This window comes from Enterobacter cloacae complex sp. 372C4, from assembly GCF_050030615.1.
Lineage (GTDB): Bacteria > Pseudomonadota > Gammaproteobacteria > Enterobacterales > Enterobacteriaceae > Enterobacter > Enterobacter intestinihominis.
The window spans coordinates 1,229,320-1,248,816 of record NZ_JBLGUQ010000001.1 but is presented as its reverse complement, the minus strand read 5'-3'; the positions used below and the strand labels follow the sequence as shown (position 1 = coordinate 1,248,816).

18 protein-coding genes are annotated in these 19,497 nt (G+C 57.5%); 3 read left to right on the top strand and 15 right to left on the bottom strand.

Annotated elements, in window-relative coordinates:
• Positions 1-248: 248 nt before the first annotated feature.
• The 8 genes from ACQG11_RS05960 to ACQG11_RS05925 all read right to left on the bottom strand — a co-directional run bounded on the left by ACQG11_RS05960 (position 249) and on the right by ACQG11_RS05925 (position 5,451).
• Complete coding sequence (locus ACQG11_RS05960; RefSeq protein WP_022649477.1) at positions 249-545, bottom strand: YqjK-like family protein; 297 nt, start codon at positions 543-545, stop codon at positions 249-251.
• Complete coding sequence (locus tag ACQG11_RS05955; RefSeq protein ID WP_003862647.1) at positions 542-940, bottom strand: phage holin family protein; 399 nt, start codon at positions 938-940, stop codon at positions 542-544. The genes ACQG11_RS05960 and ACQG11_RS05955 overlap by 4 nt, the downstream gene beginning before the upstream one ends.
• 2 nt (positions 941-942) lie before the next feature.
• Complete coding sequence (locus tag ACQG11_RS05950; protein ID WP_008503141.1) at positions 943-1,248, bottom strand: DUF883 family protein; 306 nt, start codon at positions 1,246-1,248, stop codon at positions 943-945.
• 29 nt (positions 1,249-1,277) lie between these two features.
• Entirely contained in the window at positions 1,278-1,646 is a 369-nt protein-coding gene (locus tag ACQG11_RS05945) for a DUF1090 domain-containing protein (protein ID WP_017382428.1), read from the bottom strand.
• Between the two features lie 143 nt (positions 1,647-1,789).
• A complete protein-coding gene (gene mzrA, locus ACQG11_RS05940) occupies positions 1,790-2,173 on the bottom strand; it encodes an EnvZ/OmpR regulon moderator MzrA (RefSeq protein WP_058677050.1) in 384 nt (127 codons plus the stop codon).
• A gap of 2 nt (positions 2,174-2,175) precedes the next feature.
• Positions 2,176-2,838, bottom strand: coding sequence for a DedA family general envelope maintenance protein YqjA (gene yqjA / locus ACQG11_RS05935; RefSeq protein ID WP_022649475.1), 663 nt, complete (start codon positions 2,836-2,838; stop codon positions 2,176-2,178).
• A 341-nt stretch (positions 2,839-3,179) separates the two neighbouring features.
• Positions 3,180-3,956: a transcriptional regulator ExuR gene (exuR, locus tag ACQG11_RS05930; RefSeq protein WP_023298695.1), complete on the bottom strand. Its 777-nt coding sequence runs from the start codon at positions 3,954-3,956 to the stop codon at positions 3,180-3,182.
• Between the two features lie 196 nt (positions 3,957-4,152).
• A complete protein-coding gene (locus tag ACQG11_RS05925; protein ID WP_336197047.1) occupies positions 4,153-5,451 on the bottom strand; it encodes an MFS transporter in 1,299 nt (432 codons plus the stop codon).
• A gap of 475 nt (positions 5,452-5,926) precedes the next feature.
• On the opposite strand from ACQG11_RS05925, the gene uxaC reads away from it, so the two are divergent.
• Complete coding sequence (gene uxaC / locus ACQG11_RS05920) at positions 5,927-7,339, top strand: glucuronate isomerase (RefSeq protein WP_023307034.1); 1,413 nt, start codon at positions 5,927-5,929, stop codon at positions 7,337-7,339.
• Between the two features lie 17 nt (positions 7,340-7,356).
• Positions 7,357-8,844: a UxaA family hydrolase gene (locus tag ACQG11_RS05915; protein ID WP_023307033.1), complete on the top strand. Its 1,488-nt coding sequence runs from the start codon at positions 7,357-7,359 to the stop codon at positions 8,842-8,844.
• Positions 8,845-8,983: 139 nt separating this feature from the next.
• Here the strand turns inward: ACQG11_RS05915 and sstT are convergent, their stop codons facing one another.
• From sstT to ACQG11_RS05895, 4 genes are all read right to left on the bottom strand, one after another.
• Positions 8,984-10,225 carry a serine/threonine transporter SstT gene (sstT, locus tag ACQG11_RS05910; RefSeq protein ID WP_022649471.1) on the bottom strand — a complete coding sequence of 414 codons (1,242 nt, stop codon included), beginning with the start codon at positions 10,223-10,225 and terminating at the stop codon, positions 8,984-8,986.
• A gap of 275 nt (positions 10,226-10,500) precedes the next feature.
• Entirely contained in the window at positions 10,501-11,466 is a 966-nt protein-coding gene (locus ACQG11_RS05905; protein WP_022649470.1) for a TerC family protein, read from the bottom strand.
• A 252-nt stretch (positions 11,467-11,718) separates the two neighbouring features.
• Positions 11,719-12,717, bottom strand: a complete 999-nt coding sequence (locus ACQG11_RS05900; protein WP_022649469.1) for a Gfo/Idh/MocA family protein — start codon at positions 12,715-12,717, stop codon at positions 11,719-11,721.
• 70 nt (positions 12,718-12,787) lie between these two features.
• A complete protein-coding gene (locus ACQG11_RS05895; protein ID WP_023298690.1) occupies positions 12,788-13,291 on the bottom strand; it encodes a M48 family metallopeptidase in 504 nt (167 codons plus the stop codon).
• 83 nt (positions 13,292-13,374) lie between these two features.
• Here ACQG11_RS05895 and rlmG point away from each other — a divergent pair, with 83 nt between their 5' ends.
• Positions 13,375-14,511 (top strand): 23S rRNA (guanine(1835)-N(2))-methyltransferase RlmG, encoded by a 1,137-nt coding sequence (rlmG, locus tag ACQG11_RS05890; RefSeq protein WP_023298689.1) that lies wholly within the window; start codon positions 13,375-13,377, stop codon positions 14,509-14,511.
• Positions 14,512-14,643: 132 nt separating this feature from the next.
• On the opposite strand, the gene ACQG11_RS05885 is transcribed toward rlmG, so the two are convergent.
• From ACQG11_RS05885 to lsrR, 3 genes are all read right to left on the bottom strand, one after another.
• On the bottom strand, positions 14,644-16,665 hold the full coding sequence (locus ACQG11_RS05885) for an FAD-dependent oxidoreductase (protein ID WP_426728242.1): 2,022 nt from the start codon (positions 16,663-16,665) through the stop codon (positions 14,644-14,646).
• Between the two features lie 197 nt (positions 16,666-16,862).
• Positions 16,863-18,449 (bottom strand): autoinducer-2 kinase, encoded by a 1,587-nt coding sequence (lsrK, locus tag ACQG11_RS05880; protein ID WP_108367893.1) that lies wholly within the window; start codon positions 18,447-18,449, stop codon positions 16,863-16,865.
• Positions 18,450-18,482: 33 nt separating this feature from the next.
• Positions 18,483-19,454 (bottom strand): transcriptional regulator LsrR, encoded by a 972-nt coding sequence (gene lsrR / locus ACQG11_RS05875; protein WP_155025578.1) that lies wholly within the window; start codon positions 19,452-19,454, stop codon positions 18,483-18,485.
• Between the last annotated feature and the right edge of the window lie 43 nt (positions 19,455-19,497).

The following is a 19,497-nucleotide window of genomic DNA, read 5'->3' as shown; positions in this document are numbered from 1 at the left end:
CTCCAGGAAACCACATCAGCGGCTAAACGTTATTTGCGTGCAAATTCGGGTAGATACCGCGTCTTTGCTGTCGATGGAGAGGAGTGTAAACGGGGCGGATGGCAATTGTTAGCAAGGAAAACTGTCAATCTTTTTCAAAGATATTGAGTAAGGGAGCATAGAGAGATTTTGCCGGGTGACGGCTACGCCTTAGCCGGCCTACTTTTTTACCGTAGGCCGGGTAAGCGCATCGCCACCCGGCGAGAAGGCTAGCGCAGCTGCTGCTGACGAATAGTTGCTTTCACCAGACGCCATGCGCTCCAGACACCAAAGCCACGGCGTGCCCAGCGAATAAGCATGTTTGGATGACGAATCGTCCAGATCGCCATCACGCTGCTACCCACCAGCGCCCACGAACGCAGGCTCAGAAGAGTATTCCAGCCGCGATCGTAACGCTGGGTCAGCTCCAGCCAGTCGCGACGGCTGGCGGACAGGTCCAGCCGCTGCTGCTGGATCTGGCTCAGCAGATACGCTTTCCGCTTTTGACGTTCGGCTTTGTCGCTCACGACTTATCATCCTCCAGCAGGGCGCGGTCGTTGGCCAGCTCCTGGCGCGTATGGCGCAGGAAGGTCGACGTGCGCGCTTTATGCAGGGTCCAGATACCGCCTATCAGCGCCGCCACCAGCAGAACCACGGTAGTCGCAATCATCGCGTTCAGTCGATACTGTGGATCGATAGCCCAGATGATTAACACCATCAGGCTCATCAGACCAAACGCGGCAAAGAGCATCGTAAGCCCAAGCATGAGCAGCATCTGGAAGAGATTGGCTTTCTCCTCTTCCAGTTCCACTACCGCAAGCCGGACGCGCGTTTCGGCAATCCCGACCAGCGTCGTAAGAATACGCTGGCCGATGCCGAGGACGTTTTTAGCAGGCCCTTGTGCGTGACGTGGATCTTCCATAATCAACGACGCGTCAGCAGGACACCCAGCACCACACCCACTGCGGCACCAATACCAACGCCTGTCCATGGATTGTCACGTACATATTCGTCTGCGCGCGCAGCCGCTTCGCGGGTCTGTTTCGCCAGTGCATCACCGGTTTCACCCAGACGGTAACGGCTCTCTTTCAGTGCCTGCTCCGCTTTGCTGCGCAGTTTGCTGACTTCTTCTTTCGATTTATCGGCAGAAGAGTTCAGCACCTCTTCCAGGGTGTCCGCCAGGGATTTCAGCTCAGCGCGCAGATGTTCTGAAGTTGTATCTTTTGACATGATTCTCTCCTGTTGAGATTTCCGTTAACTCAATAATCGCGAGCTTCCAGCGCTTTCAGTTCGTCCTGCGCCTCTTGCAACTTCCTCTCGCGCTTGGCAATTTTTTCCGCATCACCTTTCTCTTTCGCTTCTTGCAGGTCTTGACGGCGCTCGGCTATCTCGTCCTTCTGTTCAGCGATTTTTTCCTGATGATCGGCACGCAGCTTGCTGTCCGTACAATTGTCTTTCACTTCGCTCAGCGCTTTTTTCAGTCCGTCGATCCGGTGCTGATTGTTATGCTTTTCGGCATAACTGATTTCGCGTTGAATATCCTGTTCTTTCTCCTGACAAAGAGACATAGCGAAGGAAGCTGTGCTTAAAGAAAAAAGGGCCAGAGCCAGGGTGATGCGGTATTTCATTATAGAAACCTTCCATTGTGTTACGGCGTAAGCCGTGTTCCAGAACTATGCGGAGAACATCTGAGGGGTGCTCCGCGTACTTAAGCATAGTAAGTAAACGGGAGTTTCACCAAAGTGGGTGAAAATATTCGGAATATTAGTCGTTAGCCAAATCGATGCGACGTGTCGCGTAACCGTGACATCCAGGAGGTTACGTGGCTGTCATCATCCTGTTGCGCGATGATGTAACCCTGCGGCAACGTGCGGTCCAGCACCGCTTTCGCCGCGGCGCTTTGCGCACTGGAGTCAAATTTTATCAGCAGCACATCGTCTTGCGGCGTGATGCTCTTAAAGCGGATCCCGTTAGCATCCAGATGATGCCAGATGGAAAAACCATCCGGCACGCTGGTTCCTTGACTCACAGGACGGATAGTCAGCGTCGACTCCTGGTGCTGTAGGGCAGACCATAGCAGGATGAGAGCGCTGAACATCATTAGCGCGACGATGGCGTAAGAGAAGCGGCGCAGCGCGAGCGGGGAGATAACCATCGTTAACCCCTGGCTCCGTATTTCTTTTTCCACAGTACGACCAGTGAACCGACCAGGCCAAACACCAGCAGGACGACGGGCAGCAGCATCAGGCAAGACATCAGCTGGTCTTCATATTTCATAAAGACCGGCGTTTTACCGAGCGCGTAGCCGAGCGTGGTCAGGATCAGAACCCACAGCAGGCCGCTCATCCAGTTAAAGAACTGGAAGCGCGCGCTGCTCAGGCCGGACAAGCCCGCAATGGTCGGCAGCAGGGTGCGTACGAATGCGATAAAGCGGCCAATCAGCAAGGCGGAGAGCCCGTGCTTATGGAAAAGGTGGTGCGCTCGCTGGTGATAATGTGCCGGAAGATGCGAAAGCCAGTTCTGAACGATTCGCGTGTTGCCCAGCCATCGCCCCTGAATATAACTCACCCAGCAACCCAGGCTGGCGGCAATGGTCAGCAGCAGAACCGTTTGTGGGAAAGCCATCGCCCCTTTTGCACAGAGCACCCCAACCAGCACCAGCAGGCTGTCGCCCGGTAAAAAGGCAGCAGGCAGCAAACCGTTCTCAAGGAACAGGATCATAAATAACACAAAGTAGAGCATGCCAATCATGGACGGGTTGGCCAGCGTTTCGAAATCCTGAGCCCAGAGGGCGTTCAGTAGTTGGGTCAAAAGTTCCATTCAGTGTTCCTGGAAATCGGTTAACGTCACGCCTGTCATTCGGGAAAACAGCACGGCGACATTGTTATGATTTCATTATGGTCGCTCGCGGACACATTGATGTGTGGCCAACACTGTTCCCTGTTAATTGGCTGGTTAGCAAGCACTAACTTACAAAATAACGAAGTGAATCCAATTGTAACAAAGCCCGACGTTCTGCGTCACAGAATTTGAGGGGAAACACGATTTTGGCGTAAGCCACGGAGGGGAGCGAGAGATTTTACAAAGGCTGACACTATAGAGGTTTTCTTACCCTGTCTGGCCGGAAGGCGCGGCGGTGCGCCTGCCAGCAGTTCAGGAGGTTATTTTGCGACATTGGTCGCGGTATCGAGGTGAACCACCGGATTATCAGCAAAAAGATAGCGGTCAGCGTTAAATTCAAAGTCATCACTCGTTTCATTAAAAAGCATCTGTTTAGTGTTCTCCAGATGCTGCCACATTGCCAGTTTCGCCGCATGCGGATCTTTACGAATCAGGGCCTTAAGAATCTGGTCGTGGTCGTCACACCAGTTATCTACCGTGCGGGAATCAATGTGATCGTGCAGTTTCTTCCAGTACGGGTTGTGAACGCGCTGAGTCCACATTTTTTCAACGATTGCCGCCAGCGCTGTGTTTTGAGTCGCAAGGGCGACCTGGACGTGGAATTGCAGGTCCCATTCGGAATCGCGGAAACATTTTTCTTTACGCGCATGATCCTGGATTTCCATCAGCTTCATGATGTCCTGCTTGGTGACCTGCGTCGCTGCGAATTCTGCGATATTGCTTTCAATCAGCTGGCGAGCCTGGAGAAGCTCAAACGGACCGTAGCTGGCAAATTCCAGACTTTCGTCCGGCGTGGGGGAGTGTTTCGCCTGGCTGGAAATCACGTGAATACCGGAACCTTTGCGTACCTCAACATACCCTTCAACTTCCAGCATGATGATGGCTTCGCGGACCACCGTACGGCTGACGCTTTTTTCATCCGCAATAAAACGCTCAGCGGGAAGTTTATCACCGACAAGATAGACCCCTTGCTCGATGCGATCTTTCAGCTCGGCGGCAAGTTGTTGATATAAACGACGTGATTCGGTGATTTCCATATGCGCTCCAGGCAGGGTACGGCGAATGATTTGTTATACCACTTTTGCGTGCCACTCTCCAGATTTCGCCATTAAAAAAGCCGCCCGGAGGCGGCTTTTGCGACGTTTTTGCCGGGTGGCGCTACGCTTACCCGGCCTACGGTTTTATCGGGTGTTGTAGGCCGGGTAAGGCGGAGCCGCCACCCGGCACAACAAGCTAACTCTGCGTCGCCGGTCCCCCAAGGGACTCTTTCGCCAGTTCCTCGGCGGACTTACTCTTCAGCACCGTCCAGATAACCACCGCGCCCAGCAGGTCGAAGATGGCCAGTACCGCGAACAGCGGGCTGAAGCCGATGGTGTCTGCCAGCGCGCCGACCACGAGGGCGAACAGGGTACTTGCGGTCCAGGCGGCCATCCCGGTCAGACCGTTGGCGGTGGCAACTTCGTTACGACCAAACACGTCGGACGAGAGCGTAATCAGTGCGCCAGACAGAGACTGGTGAGCAAAGCCCCCGATACACAGCAGGGCGATAGCCACGTAAGGACTGGTGAACAGGCCAATCATGCCAGGGCCAATCATCAGCAGGGCGCCCATGGTGACCACCATCTTACGGGACACAATCAGGTTCACGCCAAACCAGCGCTGGAACAGCGGTGGCAGGTAGCCGCCGACGATACAGCCCAGGTCTGCAAACAGCATTGGCATCCAGGCGAACATCGCGATCTCTTTCAGGTTAAAGCCGTAGACTTTGAACATGAACAGCGGGATCCAGGCGTTGAACGTACCCCAGGCCGGTTCCGCCAGGAAGCGTGGCAGGGCGATACCCCAGAACTGACGGGTACCCAGGATCTGCCAGATGGACATTTTTTTACCGTTGTCGGTCTGATGATGAGATTCCTGACCATTGATAATGTAGTCACGTTCTTCGGTAGACAGCTTTTTCTGATCGCGCGGGTGTTTATAGAAGATCAGCCACGCCATGGCCCAGGCAAAACTCAGCACACCGGAGATGATGAACGCCATTTGCCAGCTGTGCATCACAATCGCCCACACCACCAGTGGCGGAGCAATCATCGCCCCGATGGAGGAACCCACGTTGAAGTAACCGACAGCGATTGAACGTTCTTTTGCCGGGAACCATTCAGAGCTGGCTTTCAGACCCGCAGGGATCATCGCCGCTTCGGCAGCACCTACCGCACCACGCGCCAGCGCCAGCCCGCCCCAGCTGCCAGCCAGCGCCGTCGCCCCGCAGAAGACGGCCCATGCTACAGCGAAGAAGGCATAACCAATTTTTGTACCCAGAATATCAAGAACATAACCTGCAACAGGCTGCATTACGGTGTAAGCGGCAGAATACGCCGCAATGATGTAAGAGTATTGTTGTGTGGAGATATGTAACTCTTCCATCAACGTTGGCGCCGCTGCTGCCACGGTGTTACGTGTCAGGTAGCCCAGCACGGTGCCGAGCGTCACCAGTGCGATCATGTACCAACGTAACCCTTTAATTTTACGCATGTAAAACCTCATCGTTATGTTATTTCCGTGTCGGGACACGGCAACAACTCAACCGTTGCCGGGAGCTGTTCTGTAACGGGAGGGGCGTAACCGGGAACCTGTCCCGGAACGGCCCGAACCTTGCCATAAGTCATCGTGCTAAGTCGGCTTCCGTACCGTTAAATCCGATGTAACAAACACCGGTAATGCATTCCGTCGGCTTATAGTTTGCGACGGCGAAAAGATAACTTGTCATACAACTTTAAAAGGTGAGTGACATCACAAAAGAGTGAATCTTTGTAGGGATATTATGAGGCGTGCGCAAAGCCAGATCTGGCGCGGCCTGCAAGAAGGTTTACCCCTTTGAGGGTAATTTATTTGTCGACGTTTATTGATCTAACTCACGAAAAAAACGTCGGACTCTGGAAATTGGTGTGATAACTTTGCAGCATCTGAACATAAGCTTTCTGACGCTCCCGTAATGAGGAAGACGATAATGACACCGTTTATGACCGAAGATTTCCTGTTAGATACCGAATTTGCTCGCCGCCTGTACCACGACTACGCAAAAGATCAGCCGATTTTCGACTACCACTGCCATTTACCGCCGCAACAGGTTGCCGAAAATTACCGTTTCAAAAACCTGTATGATATCTGGCTGAAGGGTGACCATTATAAATGGCGCGCGATGCGCACCAACGGCGTGGCCGAGCGCCTGTGTACCGGCGACGCGACCGATCGCGAGAAGTTTGATGCCTGGGCCGCTACCGTTCCCCACACCATCGGTAACCCGTTATACCACTGGACGCACCTCGAACTGCGTCGTCCTTTTGGCATCACCGGCAAGCTGCTCTCTCCCGCCACGGCGGATGAAATCTGGGATCAGTGCAACGAACTGCTGGCGCAGGATAGCTTCTCGGCGCGCGGCATCATGCAGCAGATGAACGTGAAGATGGTGGGCACAACCGACGATCCGATCGACTCCCTGGAGCACCACGCGGTTGTCGCGAAGGACAGCACCTTTGACATCAAAGTGCTGCCAAGCTGGCGTCCGGATAAAGCCTTCAACATTGAGCTGCCGACCTTTAATGACTACATGACGAAGCTGGCGGAAGTATCGGATACCGATATCCGTCGTTTCGCCGATCTGCAATCCGCGCTGACCAAACGTCTGGATCACTTTGCCGCACACGGCTGTAAAGTGTCTGACCACGCGCTGGACGTGGTGCTGTTCGCGGATTCCAGCGAAGCCGAGCTGGACAGCATCCTGGCGCGTCGTCTCTCCGGCGAAGCCCTGAGCGAGCATGAAGTCGCCCAGTTCAAAACCGCGGTGCTGGTGTTCCTCGGTGCGGAATATGCCCGTCGCGGCTGGGTTCAGCAGTACCATATCGGCGCGCTGCGTAATAACAACCAGCGTCAGTTCAAACTGCTGGGCGCGGACGTAGGCTTTGACTCCATCAACGACCGCCCTCTGGCGGAAGAGCTGTCAAAACTGCTGAGCAAACAGAACGAGCAAAACCTGCTGCCAAAAACCATTCTCTACTGCCTGAACCCGCGCGATAACGAAGTACTGGGCACCATGATCGGCAACTTCCAGGGCGAAGGGATGCCGGGCAAGATGCAGTTCGGTTCCGGCTGGTGGTTTAACGATCAAAAAGACGGCATGGAGCGTCAGATGACACAGCTGGCGCAGCTCGGCCTGTTGAGCCGCTTCGTTGGCATGCTGACCGACAGCCGCAGTTTCCTCTCCTATACCCGCCATGAATATTTCCGCCGCATTCTGTGCCAGATGATTGGCCGCTGGGTGCACGCGGGCGAAGCGCCAGCGGATATCCAGCTGCTGGGCGAAATGGTGAGAAACATCTGCTTTAACAATGCGCGTGACTACTTCGCCATTGAACTGAACTAAGGCCGTTTGAGGTTGATATGCAATACATCAAAATCCATTCGCTGGATAACGTTGCCGTCGCGCTGGCAGATTTAGCCGAAGGGATGGAAGTGACCTTCGACAACCAGTCGGTGACGTTACGCCAGGCCATTGGACGTGGACATAAGTTTGCCCTGATCCCTATCGCGAAAGGGGAGAACGTGGTGAAGTACGGTTTGCCCATCGGTCATGCGCTGGCGGATATTGCGCCGGGTGAATACATTCATTCCCACAATACCCGCACCAATCTCAGCGATCTGGACGAGTACAGCTATCAACCTGACTTCCAGCCAGAAGAAGGACAGGCGGCCGATCGTGAGGTACAGATCTACCGCCGCGCCAGCGGCGAGGTGGGGATCCGCAATGAGCTGTGGATCCTCCCGACTGTCGGCTGCGTGAACGGGATCGCGCGTCAAATTCAGACGCGTTTCCTGAAAGAGACTAATGATGCTGAAGGCACCGACGGCGTGCATCTGTTCAGCCACACCTACGGTTGTTCCCAGCTGGGCGACGACCACATCAATACCCGCACCATGCTGCAAAATATGGTGCGCCACCCGAACGCGGGCGCGGTGCTGGTGATCGGCCTCGGCTGCGAGAACAATCAGGTCGACGCCTTCCGCGACACGCTGGGCGAATTTGACCCTGAGCGCGTGCACTTTATGGTGTGTCAGCACCAGGACGACGAAGTGGAAGCGGGCGTTGAACAGCTGCATCAGCTGTACGAGGTGATGCGTCACGACAAGCGCGAGCCGGGCAAGCTGAGCGAACTGAAGTTTGGCCTGGAGTGCGGCGGATCTGATGGCCTTTCCGGCATTACCGCTAACCCAATGCTGGGTCGCTTCTCGGATTACGTGATTGCCAACGGCGGCACTACGGTGCTGACCGAAGTGCCGGAGATGTTCGGCGCAGAGCGCATTCTGATGAGCCACTGCCGCGACGAAGAGACCTTTGAGAAGACCGTCACCATGGTCAACGACTTCAAACAGTACTTCATCGCCCATAACCAGCCGATATACGAGAACCCCTCGCCGGGTAACAAAGCGGGCGGGATCACCACGCTTGAAGAGAAATCCCTGGGCTGTACTCAAAAAGCGGGCGCCAGCCAGGTGGTGGACGTGCTGCGCTACGGTGAGCGGCTGAAAACGCACGGCCTGAACCTGCTCAGCGCACCGGGCAACGATGCGGTCGCCACCAGCGCGCTGGCAGGCGCGGGCTGTCACATGGTGCTGTTCAGTACCGGGCGCGGTACGCCGTACGGCGGGTTTGTGCCGACGGTGAAAATCGCCACTAACAGCGAACTGGCGGCGAAGAAAAAGCACTGGATCGACTTTGACGCGGGCCAGCTGATCCACGGCAAAGCGATGCCGCAGCTGCTGAGCGAATTCGTGGACACGATTGTGGAATTTGCCAGCGGCAGGCAGACCTGCAACGAGAAGAACGACTTCCGCGAGCTGGCGATCTTTAAGAGTGGTGTGACGCTATAAGTCGGGTGCGGGCTGGTGCCCTCACCCCGGCCCTCTCCCACAGGGAGAGGGTGCAAACACTAAAAACGGCAACACATGTTGCCGTTTTGCATTTACCTTGTAGGCCCGGTAAGGCGTAGCCGCCACCGGGCTTTTCTTTTTAACCTCGCAGGGCGTTCTTCGCTAAACGCGCATCTTCCGCCTGACAGGCTGCGGCGGTAAACAGCACGTCGGTAGAGGAGTTCAGCGCGGTTTCGCAGGAATCCTGCAATACGCCGATAATGAAACCGACCGCGACAACCTGCATGGCAATCTCGTTCGGAATACCGAACATGTTACAGGCCAGCGGGATCAGCAGCAGAGAGCCGCCCGCCACGCCGGATGCGCCACAGGCACACAGCGATGCAACGACGCTCAGCAGCAGCGCGGTTGGCAGATCTACCGGAATACCCAGCGTATGCACCGCCGCCAGCGTCAGCACGGTGATGGTAATCGCCGCACCGGCCATGTTCACGGTTGCACCCAGGGGAATCGATACCGAATAGGTATCGCGGTCCAGGTTCAGCTTCTCCGCCAGCGCCATGTTCACCGGTATGTTCGCCGCTGAGCTGCGGGTGAAGAAGGCATACACGCCGCTCTCGCGCAGGCAGGTCAGCACCAGCGGATACGGGTTGCGGCGGATCTGCCAGAACACCAGCAGCGGGTTGATCACCAGCGCCACCAGCAGCATACAGCCGACCAGGACGACCAGCAGCTGCGCGTAGCCCCACAGTGCGTCGAAACCGGTGGTGGCCAGCGTCGAAGAAACCAGACCAAAGATACCGACTGGTGCAAAGCGAATCACCAGCTTCACCATGAAGGTCACTGCATTGGACAAATCGTTAACCAGGTTTTTCGTGGTCTCGTTGCCATGACGCAGCGCGAAGCCCAGACCAATCGCCCAGACCAGGATGCCAATGTAGTTTCCGTTCATCAGTGCGGTGATGGGGTTAGAGACCATGCTCATCAGCAGGCCGCGAAGGACTTCCACAATCCCGGACGGCGGGGTGATATCACCGGCCGCGCTGGTCAGGTGCAGCGTGGACGGGAACAGGAAGCTAAACACAACGGCCGTTAAGGCAGCAGAGAAGGTTCCCAGCAGATACAGGAACAGAATAGGGCGAATGTTGGTTTTTTGTCCGTGCTGATGGTTGGCAATCGACGCCATCACCAGCATCAGCACCAGTACCGGGGCGACGGCCTTCAGTGCGCCAACGAAAAGGGTGCCGAGCAGTCCCGTCGCTTCCGCCGCAGGTTTTGACACCATCGCCAGCAGAATACCCAGTACCAACCCGACCAGAATTTGTTTTACAAGACTGCCCTGCGCCAGGCGCGCAAGCAGGCCCTTAGATTGTGTGCTCATACGTTATTCCTGAGTGAAATTGCGTTCCATCCTGGATGTGCTCTAAGTCACATTTGTATCCGGATGTAAGTATTTGTTTGCCTGGTTGAGTATCAGGGAAAGCAGCGAAAGGCGGAAGCGTAAAATGCTGGATTTTACGTGTTGCGTCATGTTTTTTAACTATTGGTTAACGAAAGTGCCGGGTGGCGCTGCGCTTACCCGGCCTGCATTGCATTTCCCCCTCTCCCCGTGGGAGAGGGGTGGGGTGAGGGCATCAGCCCGCACCGAACGTTGCACTAAGCCTGCTGCTTCTTATCGTGCTGGCGGTTAACCCAGGTATTGATAATCAGCGTCACCAGCAGAATGCCAAACACCACGCCGAGCGAAATGGCGATCGGGATATGGTAGAAATCAACAATCAGCATCTTGATACCGATAAAGACCAGAATCACCGACAGACCGTACTTCAGCATTGAGAAGCGCTCTGCCGCGCCCGCCAGCAGGAAGTACATCGCACGCAGGCCGAGGATCGCGAACAGGTTCGAGGTCAGGACGATGAACGGGTCGGTAGTGACCGCGAAGATAGCCGGGATACTGTCCACCGCGAAAATCACGTCGCTCAGCTCGACCAGAATCAGCACCAGCAGCAGCGGGGTGGCGAACAGCAGGCCGTTCTTACGCACGAAGAAATGCTCGCTCTCGATCTTGTCCGTCATGCGCAGATGACCCCGGATCCACTTCACCAGCGGCTTATCACCGATACCGGTATCGTCTTCTTTCGCCAGCGCCATTTTGACCCCGGTGAACAGCAGGAACGCACCAAACACGTACAGCAGCCATTCGAACTGGGTAATCAGCCAGCTACCGGCGAAGATCATGATGGTACGCAGGATGATGGCGCCTAGCACGCCGTATACCAGCACGCGGCGTTGCAGGGCCGCAGGCACGGCGAAGTAACTGAACAGCATCAGCCAGACGAAGACGTTATCAACCGCCAGCGCTTTTTCAATCAGATAGCCGGTGAGGAAGGCGAGTGCCTGAGGATCGGCCACCGCGCGACCTTCGGTTGAGGCCAGATACCACCAGAAGGCGGCGCAGAAAAGAAGTGAGAGGGTAACCCATACCAGCGACCAGACGGCGGCTTGCTTAACGCTCATGCCGTGTTCGCCGCGACGACCCTGCAAAAAGAGGTCGATCGCCAGCATGATGAGCACGACAACCGCGAATCCGCCCCACAGCATTGGAGTGCCGACAGAATGCATACTATTTTCCTTACACATAAAAAAACAAAAACGGCTATGGTCAGAAGACGATAGCCGTTAGCTTTTTATGCATAGACCTCGCCTTCCGGCAAGGTCTCACTTACAACCACGAAGGTTGCCCGGCGACCGGATGCGGTTTTGCACGCATCGTAATGACGATCCACCGGCGAAGAAGTTACTCCCCTTTGCAGGTAACAAATTATGTCAGACCATCGATTTCGTCAATGGTCTGCACGATTTCATTACACAGCTTTACGCGACGGCTTCCACATTCACGCCGTCTGCGGGGAAGATTACGCCGGTCTGTCGGCGGATCTCCGTTTGCAGCTTCGCCGTGGTGCGGCTGATCGCCAGTCCCGGGTGGTTCACTTCGTTGTCTTCTACCAGACGGGCGAAGACCTCTGCCTCATAAAGCATAGTGTTAATATGCTGAGGCTGCGTCAGCTCCTGCGCTTTTCCGCCGCGCGGAACGATGCTGAGCTTCTGGCATTCGGAGATTTTTTCGATCACCAGCGAGCCGTCTTCGCCCTGAATTTCGCTTGGCAGCACGGAGTCGCTGACCTTCGAGTGCTGCAACGTCACGCTGAAATCGCCGTAGTCCAGCACCACAACGCCGTGTGCATCCACGCCGCTCTCCAGCAGGCTGGCGGTGGCCGTCACGCCGTGTGGTTCCCCCCACAGCGCAACCGCAGAGGCCAGGCAGTAAAAACCGATATCCATAATCGAGCCATTCGAGAAGGCCGGGTTAAAGGTGTTCGGGTTTTCGCCGTCCAGATAGCGCTGGTAGCGCGAGGAATACTGGCAGTAGTTGATAAAGGCTTTACGCACTTTGCCAATTTTCGGCAGGGACTGCTGCAACAGCAGGAAGTTGGGCAGGCTGGCGGTTTTGAACGCTTCAAACAGCACCACCTGGTTTTCGCGGGCAAGCGCAATGGCGGCTTCCACTTCGTGGATATTCGACGCCAGCGGCTTCTCGCAGATCACATGCTTTTTATGGCTGAGGAACAGCTTCGTTTGCGGGAAGTGCAGAGCATTCGGGCTGGCGATATAGACCGCGTCAATGGCGTCGCTTTGCGCCATCTCATCGAGCGAGGTGAACAGATGTTCAACCAGGTAGTCATTCGCAAAACTTTGCGCCTGCTCAAGGCTGCGGGAATAGACTGCGGTGAGCTTATATTTGCCGGTTTCGTGGGCGGCGTCGACGAACTGGCGCGTGATCCAGTTCGTACCGATGACTGCGAAACGTATCATAAACGTTTACGTACTCCGTAGCAGGGAACCTAAAGCCACTGTAGCACGTCCTCATGACATTTCGCGTGCGCTACTGCGCATTACTCTTTAACGATAAATGCGTCAGCCACAAACGGGTATCAAACTCCAGCTGGTGGTACTGCGGCTCCATATGGCAGCACAGGGAATAGAACGCTTTGTCGTGATCTTTCTCTTTCAGGTGCGCCAGCTCGTGCACCACGATCATCCGCAGAAAGGCTTCCGGCGCATTGCGAAAGACGGTCGCGACGCGGATCTCCGCCTTAGCCTTCAGCTTGCCGCCCTGCACGCGGGAGATGGCGGTATGCAGGCCGAGCGCGTTTTTCAGCACGTGGATCTTGTTGTCGTACATCACCTTGTTGATCGGCGGGGCGCTCTTCAGATACTGGCTTTTCAGATCCTGCGTATACTGCCAGAGGGCTTTGTCAGTCGCGAAATCATGCGTGCCCGGGTAGCGTTTTTCCAGCACCGCGCCGAGCTTTCCCGCGGCGATCAGGTCGCGAACCTGGGATAGTAATTGCTCCGGGTAGCCCTGGAGATAAGTCAGCTGGTTCATCAAAACCCCAAAATAGTGTGAAAACGGGTATACTCACGCACCCTTTTCAGGGATACGCCAAATTTTACCATTCAGGAGGGCCGATGAGCCACTTAGACAACGGTTTCCGTTCACTCAACCTTAAACGTTTCCCGGAAACGGACGACGTGAACCCGCTTCAGGCGTGGGAAGCGGCGGATGAATATCTACTGCAGCAGTTGGATGAGACTGAAATCCGCGGCCCGGTTCTGATCCTGAATGACGCGTTTGGCGCGCTGGGCTGTGCGCTGGCGGAACATGCGCCTTACAGTATCGGCGATTCTTACTTAAGCGAGCTGGCGACGCGTGAAAACCTGCGTCACAACGATATCGACGAATCCAGCGTGAAGTTCCTCGACAGCACCGCGGACTACCCGCAGGCGCCAGGGGTGGTGCTGATTAAAGTGCCCAAAACCATGGCGCTGCTGGAGCAGCAACTGCGCGCGCTGCGTAAAGTCGTGACGCCAGAAACGCGCATCATCGCGGGCGCCAAGGCGCGTGATATTCACACCTCGACGCTGGAACTGTTCGAGAAAGTGCTCGGCCCGACCACTACGACGCTGGCCTGGAAAAAAGCGCGCCTGATCAACTGTACCTTCAGCGCGCCGGAACTGGCCGACGCGCCAGAGACCCTGAGCTGGAAGCTGGAAGGGACCGACTGGACCATCCACAACCACGCGAACGTCTTCTCCCGTACCGGTCTGGATATCGGCGCACGCTTCTTTATGGAACATCTGCCGGAAAACCTGGAAGGGGAGATTGTCGATCTCGGCTGCGGTAACGGCGTGATTGGCCTGACGCTGCTGGCGAAGAACCCGGAGGCCAGCGTGGTGTTCAGCGACGAATCGCCAATGGCGGTGGCTTCAAGCCGTCTGAACGTGGAAACCAATCTGCCGGAGGCGCTGGATCGCTGCGAGTTTATGATCAATAACGCGCTGTCCGGCGTAGAGCCTTTCCGCTTCAACGCGGTGTTTTGCAATCCTCCGTTCCACCAGAAGCACGCCCTGACGGATAACGTCGCGTGGGAGATGTTCCACCACGCGCGCCGCTGCCTGAAAATCAACGGCGAGCTGTACATCGTGGCGAACCGCCATCTGGACTACTTCCACAAGCTGAAGAAGATTTTCGGTAACTGCGTCACCATTGCGACAAACAACAAGTTTGTGGTGCTGAAGTCGGTGAAGCTGGGGCGTCGTCGATAAGATCGTTTTGCCTGGCGGCGTTTCGCTTGCACAGGCCTACGGTTTCAAATGCCCGGTGGCGCTTCGCTTACCGGGCCTACAATGGCCTCGGACCCGTAGGCCCGGTAAGCGAAGCGCCACCGGGCGATGCCGTTAAATACTCAGCGCCAGTTTTGTCCCCTGCGCAATCGCCCGCCGCGCATCCAGTTCCATCGCCACGTCGCACCCGCCGATCAAATGCACCGTTTTACCCGCTTCGCGCAGCGGATCGGCCAGATCGCGCTTTGGCTCCTGTCCGGCGCACAAAATCACATGATCCACGCGCAGCAGCTGCGGTTCACCACCGATCAGCACATGCAGCCCGTCGTCGTCGATCTTCTGGTAGCTCACCGCCGGGATCATCTTCACCCCGCGCGAGAGCAGGGTGGCGCGGTGGATCCAGCCAGTGGTTTTCCCCAGCCCTTCACCCGGCTTGCTGGCTTTACGCTGGAGCATCACGATCTGACGCGGGCTTTTCGGCAGTTGCGGACCTTCCGGGCGTAAACCGCCGGACTGACTGAGACTGGTATCAATGCCCCATTCCACGCAGAACTCAGCGATGTTCTGGCTGGTGGCTTCGCCCGGCTGGCTTAAATACATCGCAGTATCAAAACCGATCCCGCCGCAGCCGATGATCGCCACCTTCTCGCCAACCGGCGCTTTGTCGCGCAGCACGTCCAGATAGCTCAATACCTTCGGATGATCGATGCCTTCGATCGCAGGGGTGCGCGGGGCGATCCCACTCGCGAGGATCACCTCGTCGAAACCGATCAGATCCGCCGCGCTGACAACCTGATTGAGCCGCAGATCGACGCCCGTCACCTCGATCATCCGGCGGTAATAGCGCAGCGTTTCATAGAACTCCTCTTTGCCGGGGATCTGTCTGGCGATAGTAAACTGCCCGCCGATTTCCGCCAGCGCATCAAACAGCGTCACGCTGTGCCCACGCGAGGCGGCATTGACCGCAAACGCCAGGCCAGCGGGTCCTGCGCCCACCACGGCCAGACGCTTCTTGTTGGTCGCAGGAACGATCGGCATTTTGGTTTCATGGCAGGCGCGGGGATTCACCAGGCAGGAGGTGACCTTGCCGACGAAGATCTGATCCAGACACGCCTGGTTACAGCCGATACAGGTGTTGATCTCATCCGCACGGCCGCTTTGCGCTTTGGAGAGCAGTTCGGCATCCGCGAGGAACGGACGCGCCATCGACACCATATCGGCGTCGCCGCGGGAGATCACATCGTCCGCCACCTGCGGATCGTTAATGCGGTTAGTGGTCACCAGCGGAACGGAGACTTTGCCTTTCAGCTTGCGCGTTACCCAGCTGAACGCCGCACGCGGCACCGGCGTGGCGATGGTGGGGATGCGCGCTTCGTGCCAGCCAATCCCGGTGTTGATAATGGTGGCACCGGCGGCTTCAATCGCCTGCGCCAGCTGCACGGTTTCGTCGAAGGTGCCGCCGCCTTCCACCAGGTCGAGCATCGACAGGCGGAAGATGATAATAAAATCCGCACCGGCACGTTCACGCACCGCACGCACCACCTCCACGGCAAAACGCATGCGGCGGGCATAGTCACCACCCCATTCATCCTCGCGCTGGTTGGTGCGTGCGGCGAGGAATTCATTGATCAGGTAGCCTTCTGAGCCCATCACCTCCACGCCGTCGTAGCCCGCTTCCCGCGCCAGCGCGGCGCAGCGAGCAAAGTCATCTATCAGCGCCAGGATCTCGTCATGGCTGAGGGCATGGGGAGTAAAGCGGTTAATCGGTGCCTGAATAGCCGAGGGGGCAACCAGGTTCGGCTGATAGCTGTAGCGCCCGGTATGCAGAATTTGCAGGGCGATTTTGCCGCCCTCGTTGTGAACCGCGTCGGTCACCATGCGGTGGTGCGGCAGCTGTGTCGCATCGTTCAACACCGCGCCGCCCTCCATCGTCACCCCGGAAGGGGCAGGGGCTACGCCGCCAGTGACAATCAGCGCCACCCCGTGGCGCGCGCGCTCGGCATAGAAGGCTGCCAGACGTTCAGCCCCGTCCGGACGCTCCTCCAGCCCGGTGTGCATTGAGCCCATTAACACGCGGTTTTTGAGGGTAGTGAACCCCAGATCGAGAGGGGCGAATAACGACGGGTAGCGGCTCATAGTCTCTTCCAGTGTAAAATTATTGTTATGTGGTCGGATGAGTTACTAATTTAGCCAGCGGCGGCAGAAAGGTAAAAGCGGGATCGAATGATTGTGATAGATCTCAAAGAACTTCACCCCTCACCCCGGCCCTCTCCCCAGAGGGGAGAGGGTGAAAGGCCGCACGGAGCAGTCCCCTCTCCCCTCTGGGGAGAGGGTTAGGGTGAGGGGCGTGTGTCGCGCATCAGGCCCGGCGCCTGCCACATCGAGGTTGTCAGCCCGCTGTCCACCAGCCCGAGCTGGTCCGCGTACACCGCCTGCCATTTCTGCATCATGCCGTCGTACAGCTCGCGGTGCGCCGGGTTTGGCGTGAACTCGCGGCTCCACTTCACCAGCCGCTCGCCCGTCGAGGCCATATCCGCGAACAGCCCCGCGCCAGCTCCTGCGGCAATAGCGCAGCCGAGCGCCGTTGCCTCTTTGACTTCTGGCACGCGCACCGGCAGGCCGGTGACGTCGCTTAAAATCTGGCTCCACAGGGCGCCTTTCGAACCGCCGCCGGCAAACACCAGGCTCTCAAACGTCACGCCGGAAAAGTGAGAAATCTGCGCCAGGTTGCAGGCCGAGACGATCGCCGCGTTCTCTTCCAGCGCGCGGAACAGCGTCGCTTTGTTGCACTTTTCCGGGTCGATGGAGAGGTTAATAAACGACGGCGCGGCGTGGTACCACTGTTTGAAATGCATCGCGTCGGAGAAGATCGGCATCACCCCGTGGGAGCCCGGCGGGACGCGGCTCGCCATCTCTTCGAGCAGGGAGTAGGGGTCCATTCCCATGCGTTCGGCAATCAGCTTCTCTTCGGCGCAGAAGGCGTCGCGGAACCAGCGCATGGTCAGCCCGGTAAAGAAGCTGATCGACTCTGCCTGCGCCATGCCGGGGATAACGTGCGGGTTTACGCGGATGTTCATCTCAGGGTCGGTGCGCACCTGCGGCAGGTTCACCACCTGTTGCCAGAAGGTGCCGCCCAGCACCGCCGTTTGTCCGGCGCGCACCACGCCCAGCCCCAGACAGCCCAGTTGCACGTCGCCGCCGCCCATCACCACCGGGGTGCCCTCGCGCAGGCCGCTCTGTTGTGCGGCTGCTTTGGTGATGGCCCCCAGCACGGTGCCGGTCTCTTTTACCGGGGAGAGGATATCGGCGCGCAGCCCGGCCATGTCGAGCAGCGCCGGACGCCAGTCGCGGGAGAAGAGATCCAGCATGCCCGTCGTGCCCGCATTGGACGGGTCCACCGCCAGCTCGCCGGAGAGCTTCGCCGCCAGCCAGTCGCTGATCATAGTGATGGTGGCGGCTTTACGATAAATATCCGGACGATGGTGCGCCAGCCACAGCAGGCGCGGCATGGCGCTGAGGGCAAGCGTCTGGCCGGAAACGTCATACACTTCGGATTCAAACCGGTAGTCGTGGATCTCTTTGAGTTCAGCTACCTCGCGGCTGGCGCGGGCGTCGACGTTGGCGCAGGCCCAGATAGCCTCGCCGTTGCGGTCGTACAGCACAATCCCTTCGCGCATCGAACAGCAGGCGACGGACTGAATATCCGCCGCGCTCAGGCGCGCGCGCTCCAGCGCCTGATGAATACACCGGCAGGCCAGTTGCCAGTTGGTGTCGAGGTCGAACTCCATTGAGCCCGGCACGTTCTCGACGCTCAGGTGTTTCCACTCGGCCTGGCCAACGGCAATCTGGTTGCCCTGCAAATCGAAAATAACGGCGCGAACGCTGCCTGTCCCTGCATCTAACGCTAAAAGGTAACTCATGAGCATGCCTCATTGTTAGCGCAGGGAGGGCTCTTAAATGGCCAGAGCCAGCACCGCGCGGGCTGTCGTCTCTTCCGTCACCAGGCCATTAATACGGCGGCCCTTCAGTGCGGCATAAATCGCATCGGCTTTCTCTTCCCCCCCGGCCACGCCTACGATGGTGGGCAGCTGTGCCAGTTCATCGAGCGTGACGCCCAGTAGTTCTTTGTGGATCTCCAGCTCCTCGACGCATTCCCCTTCGGCATTGAGGAAATAGCCAAGGATATCGCCGACCGCGCCCTTGCGGGCGTACATCAACTGTTCACCTTCGCTGATATAGCCGGAGCGCAGTATCGTCGCGTCACGGCGCTGGTTCACCGAGCCAATGCCGACCACCGCCACGTCAGCGGCGGTGGCGGCGAGGATCACGTCCCGCACGCTGGTTTCGCGCTTTAAGATCCCGGCGACTTCAGCGGATGACACGCGAAGCGGGGCAGGGATCATGCTGACGCTACAGGCCGCATCCAGCTGGCCGATACCGGTCATATACGGCCCCACGCCGCCGGAGAGCGTCACCAGGCGGATCTGCTGTGAGCTGATAAAGCCGCTCAGGTGTTGCAGGCTGCTCATGGTGGTTTCACCGAAGCCCACCGCTAACAGCTGGCCGGGCTCCAGCACGCCCATCAGCGACTGGGCCGCGCCAATGCCTAACCGCACGTTCATCGGCGGCGTATTCAGGGCGGGCATCACGCGCACCAGCTTCAGGCTAAATCGTTGTTGCAACTCGGTTTCCAGCGCCAGGCAGCCCTCGTAGCGGGAGTTTATCTGCACGCGGATCACCCCGGACTGACGGCCTTTCTCCAGCAGGCGGGAGATCTTCAGGCGCGGCAGCCCGAGCCGCTCGCCGATGTCGTTCTGGGTCAGCCCGTCGTGGTAGTAGCACCAGGCCACGCGCGCCACCAGCTCCTCTTCCGCCAGTGCCAGCCCGGCAAACCGTCCTTCTTCCGCAGTGCGTTTATCGCTCATAGTTGAACTCTTATAAAAATTTAGATCATATGTTCGTGATGGT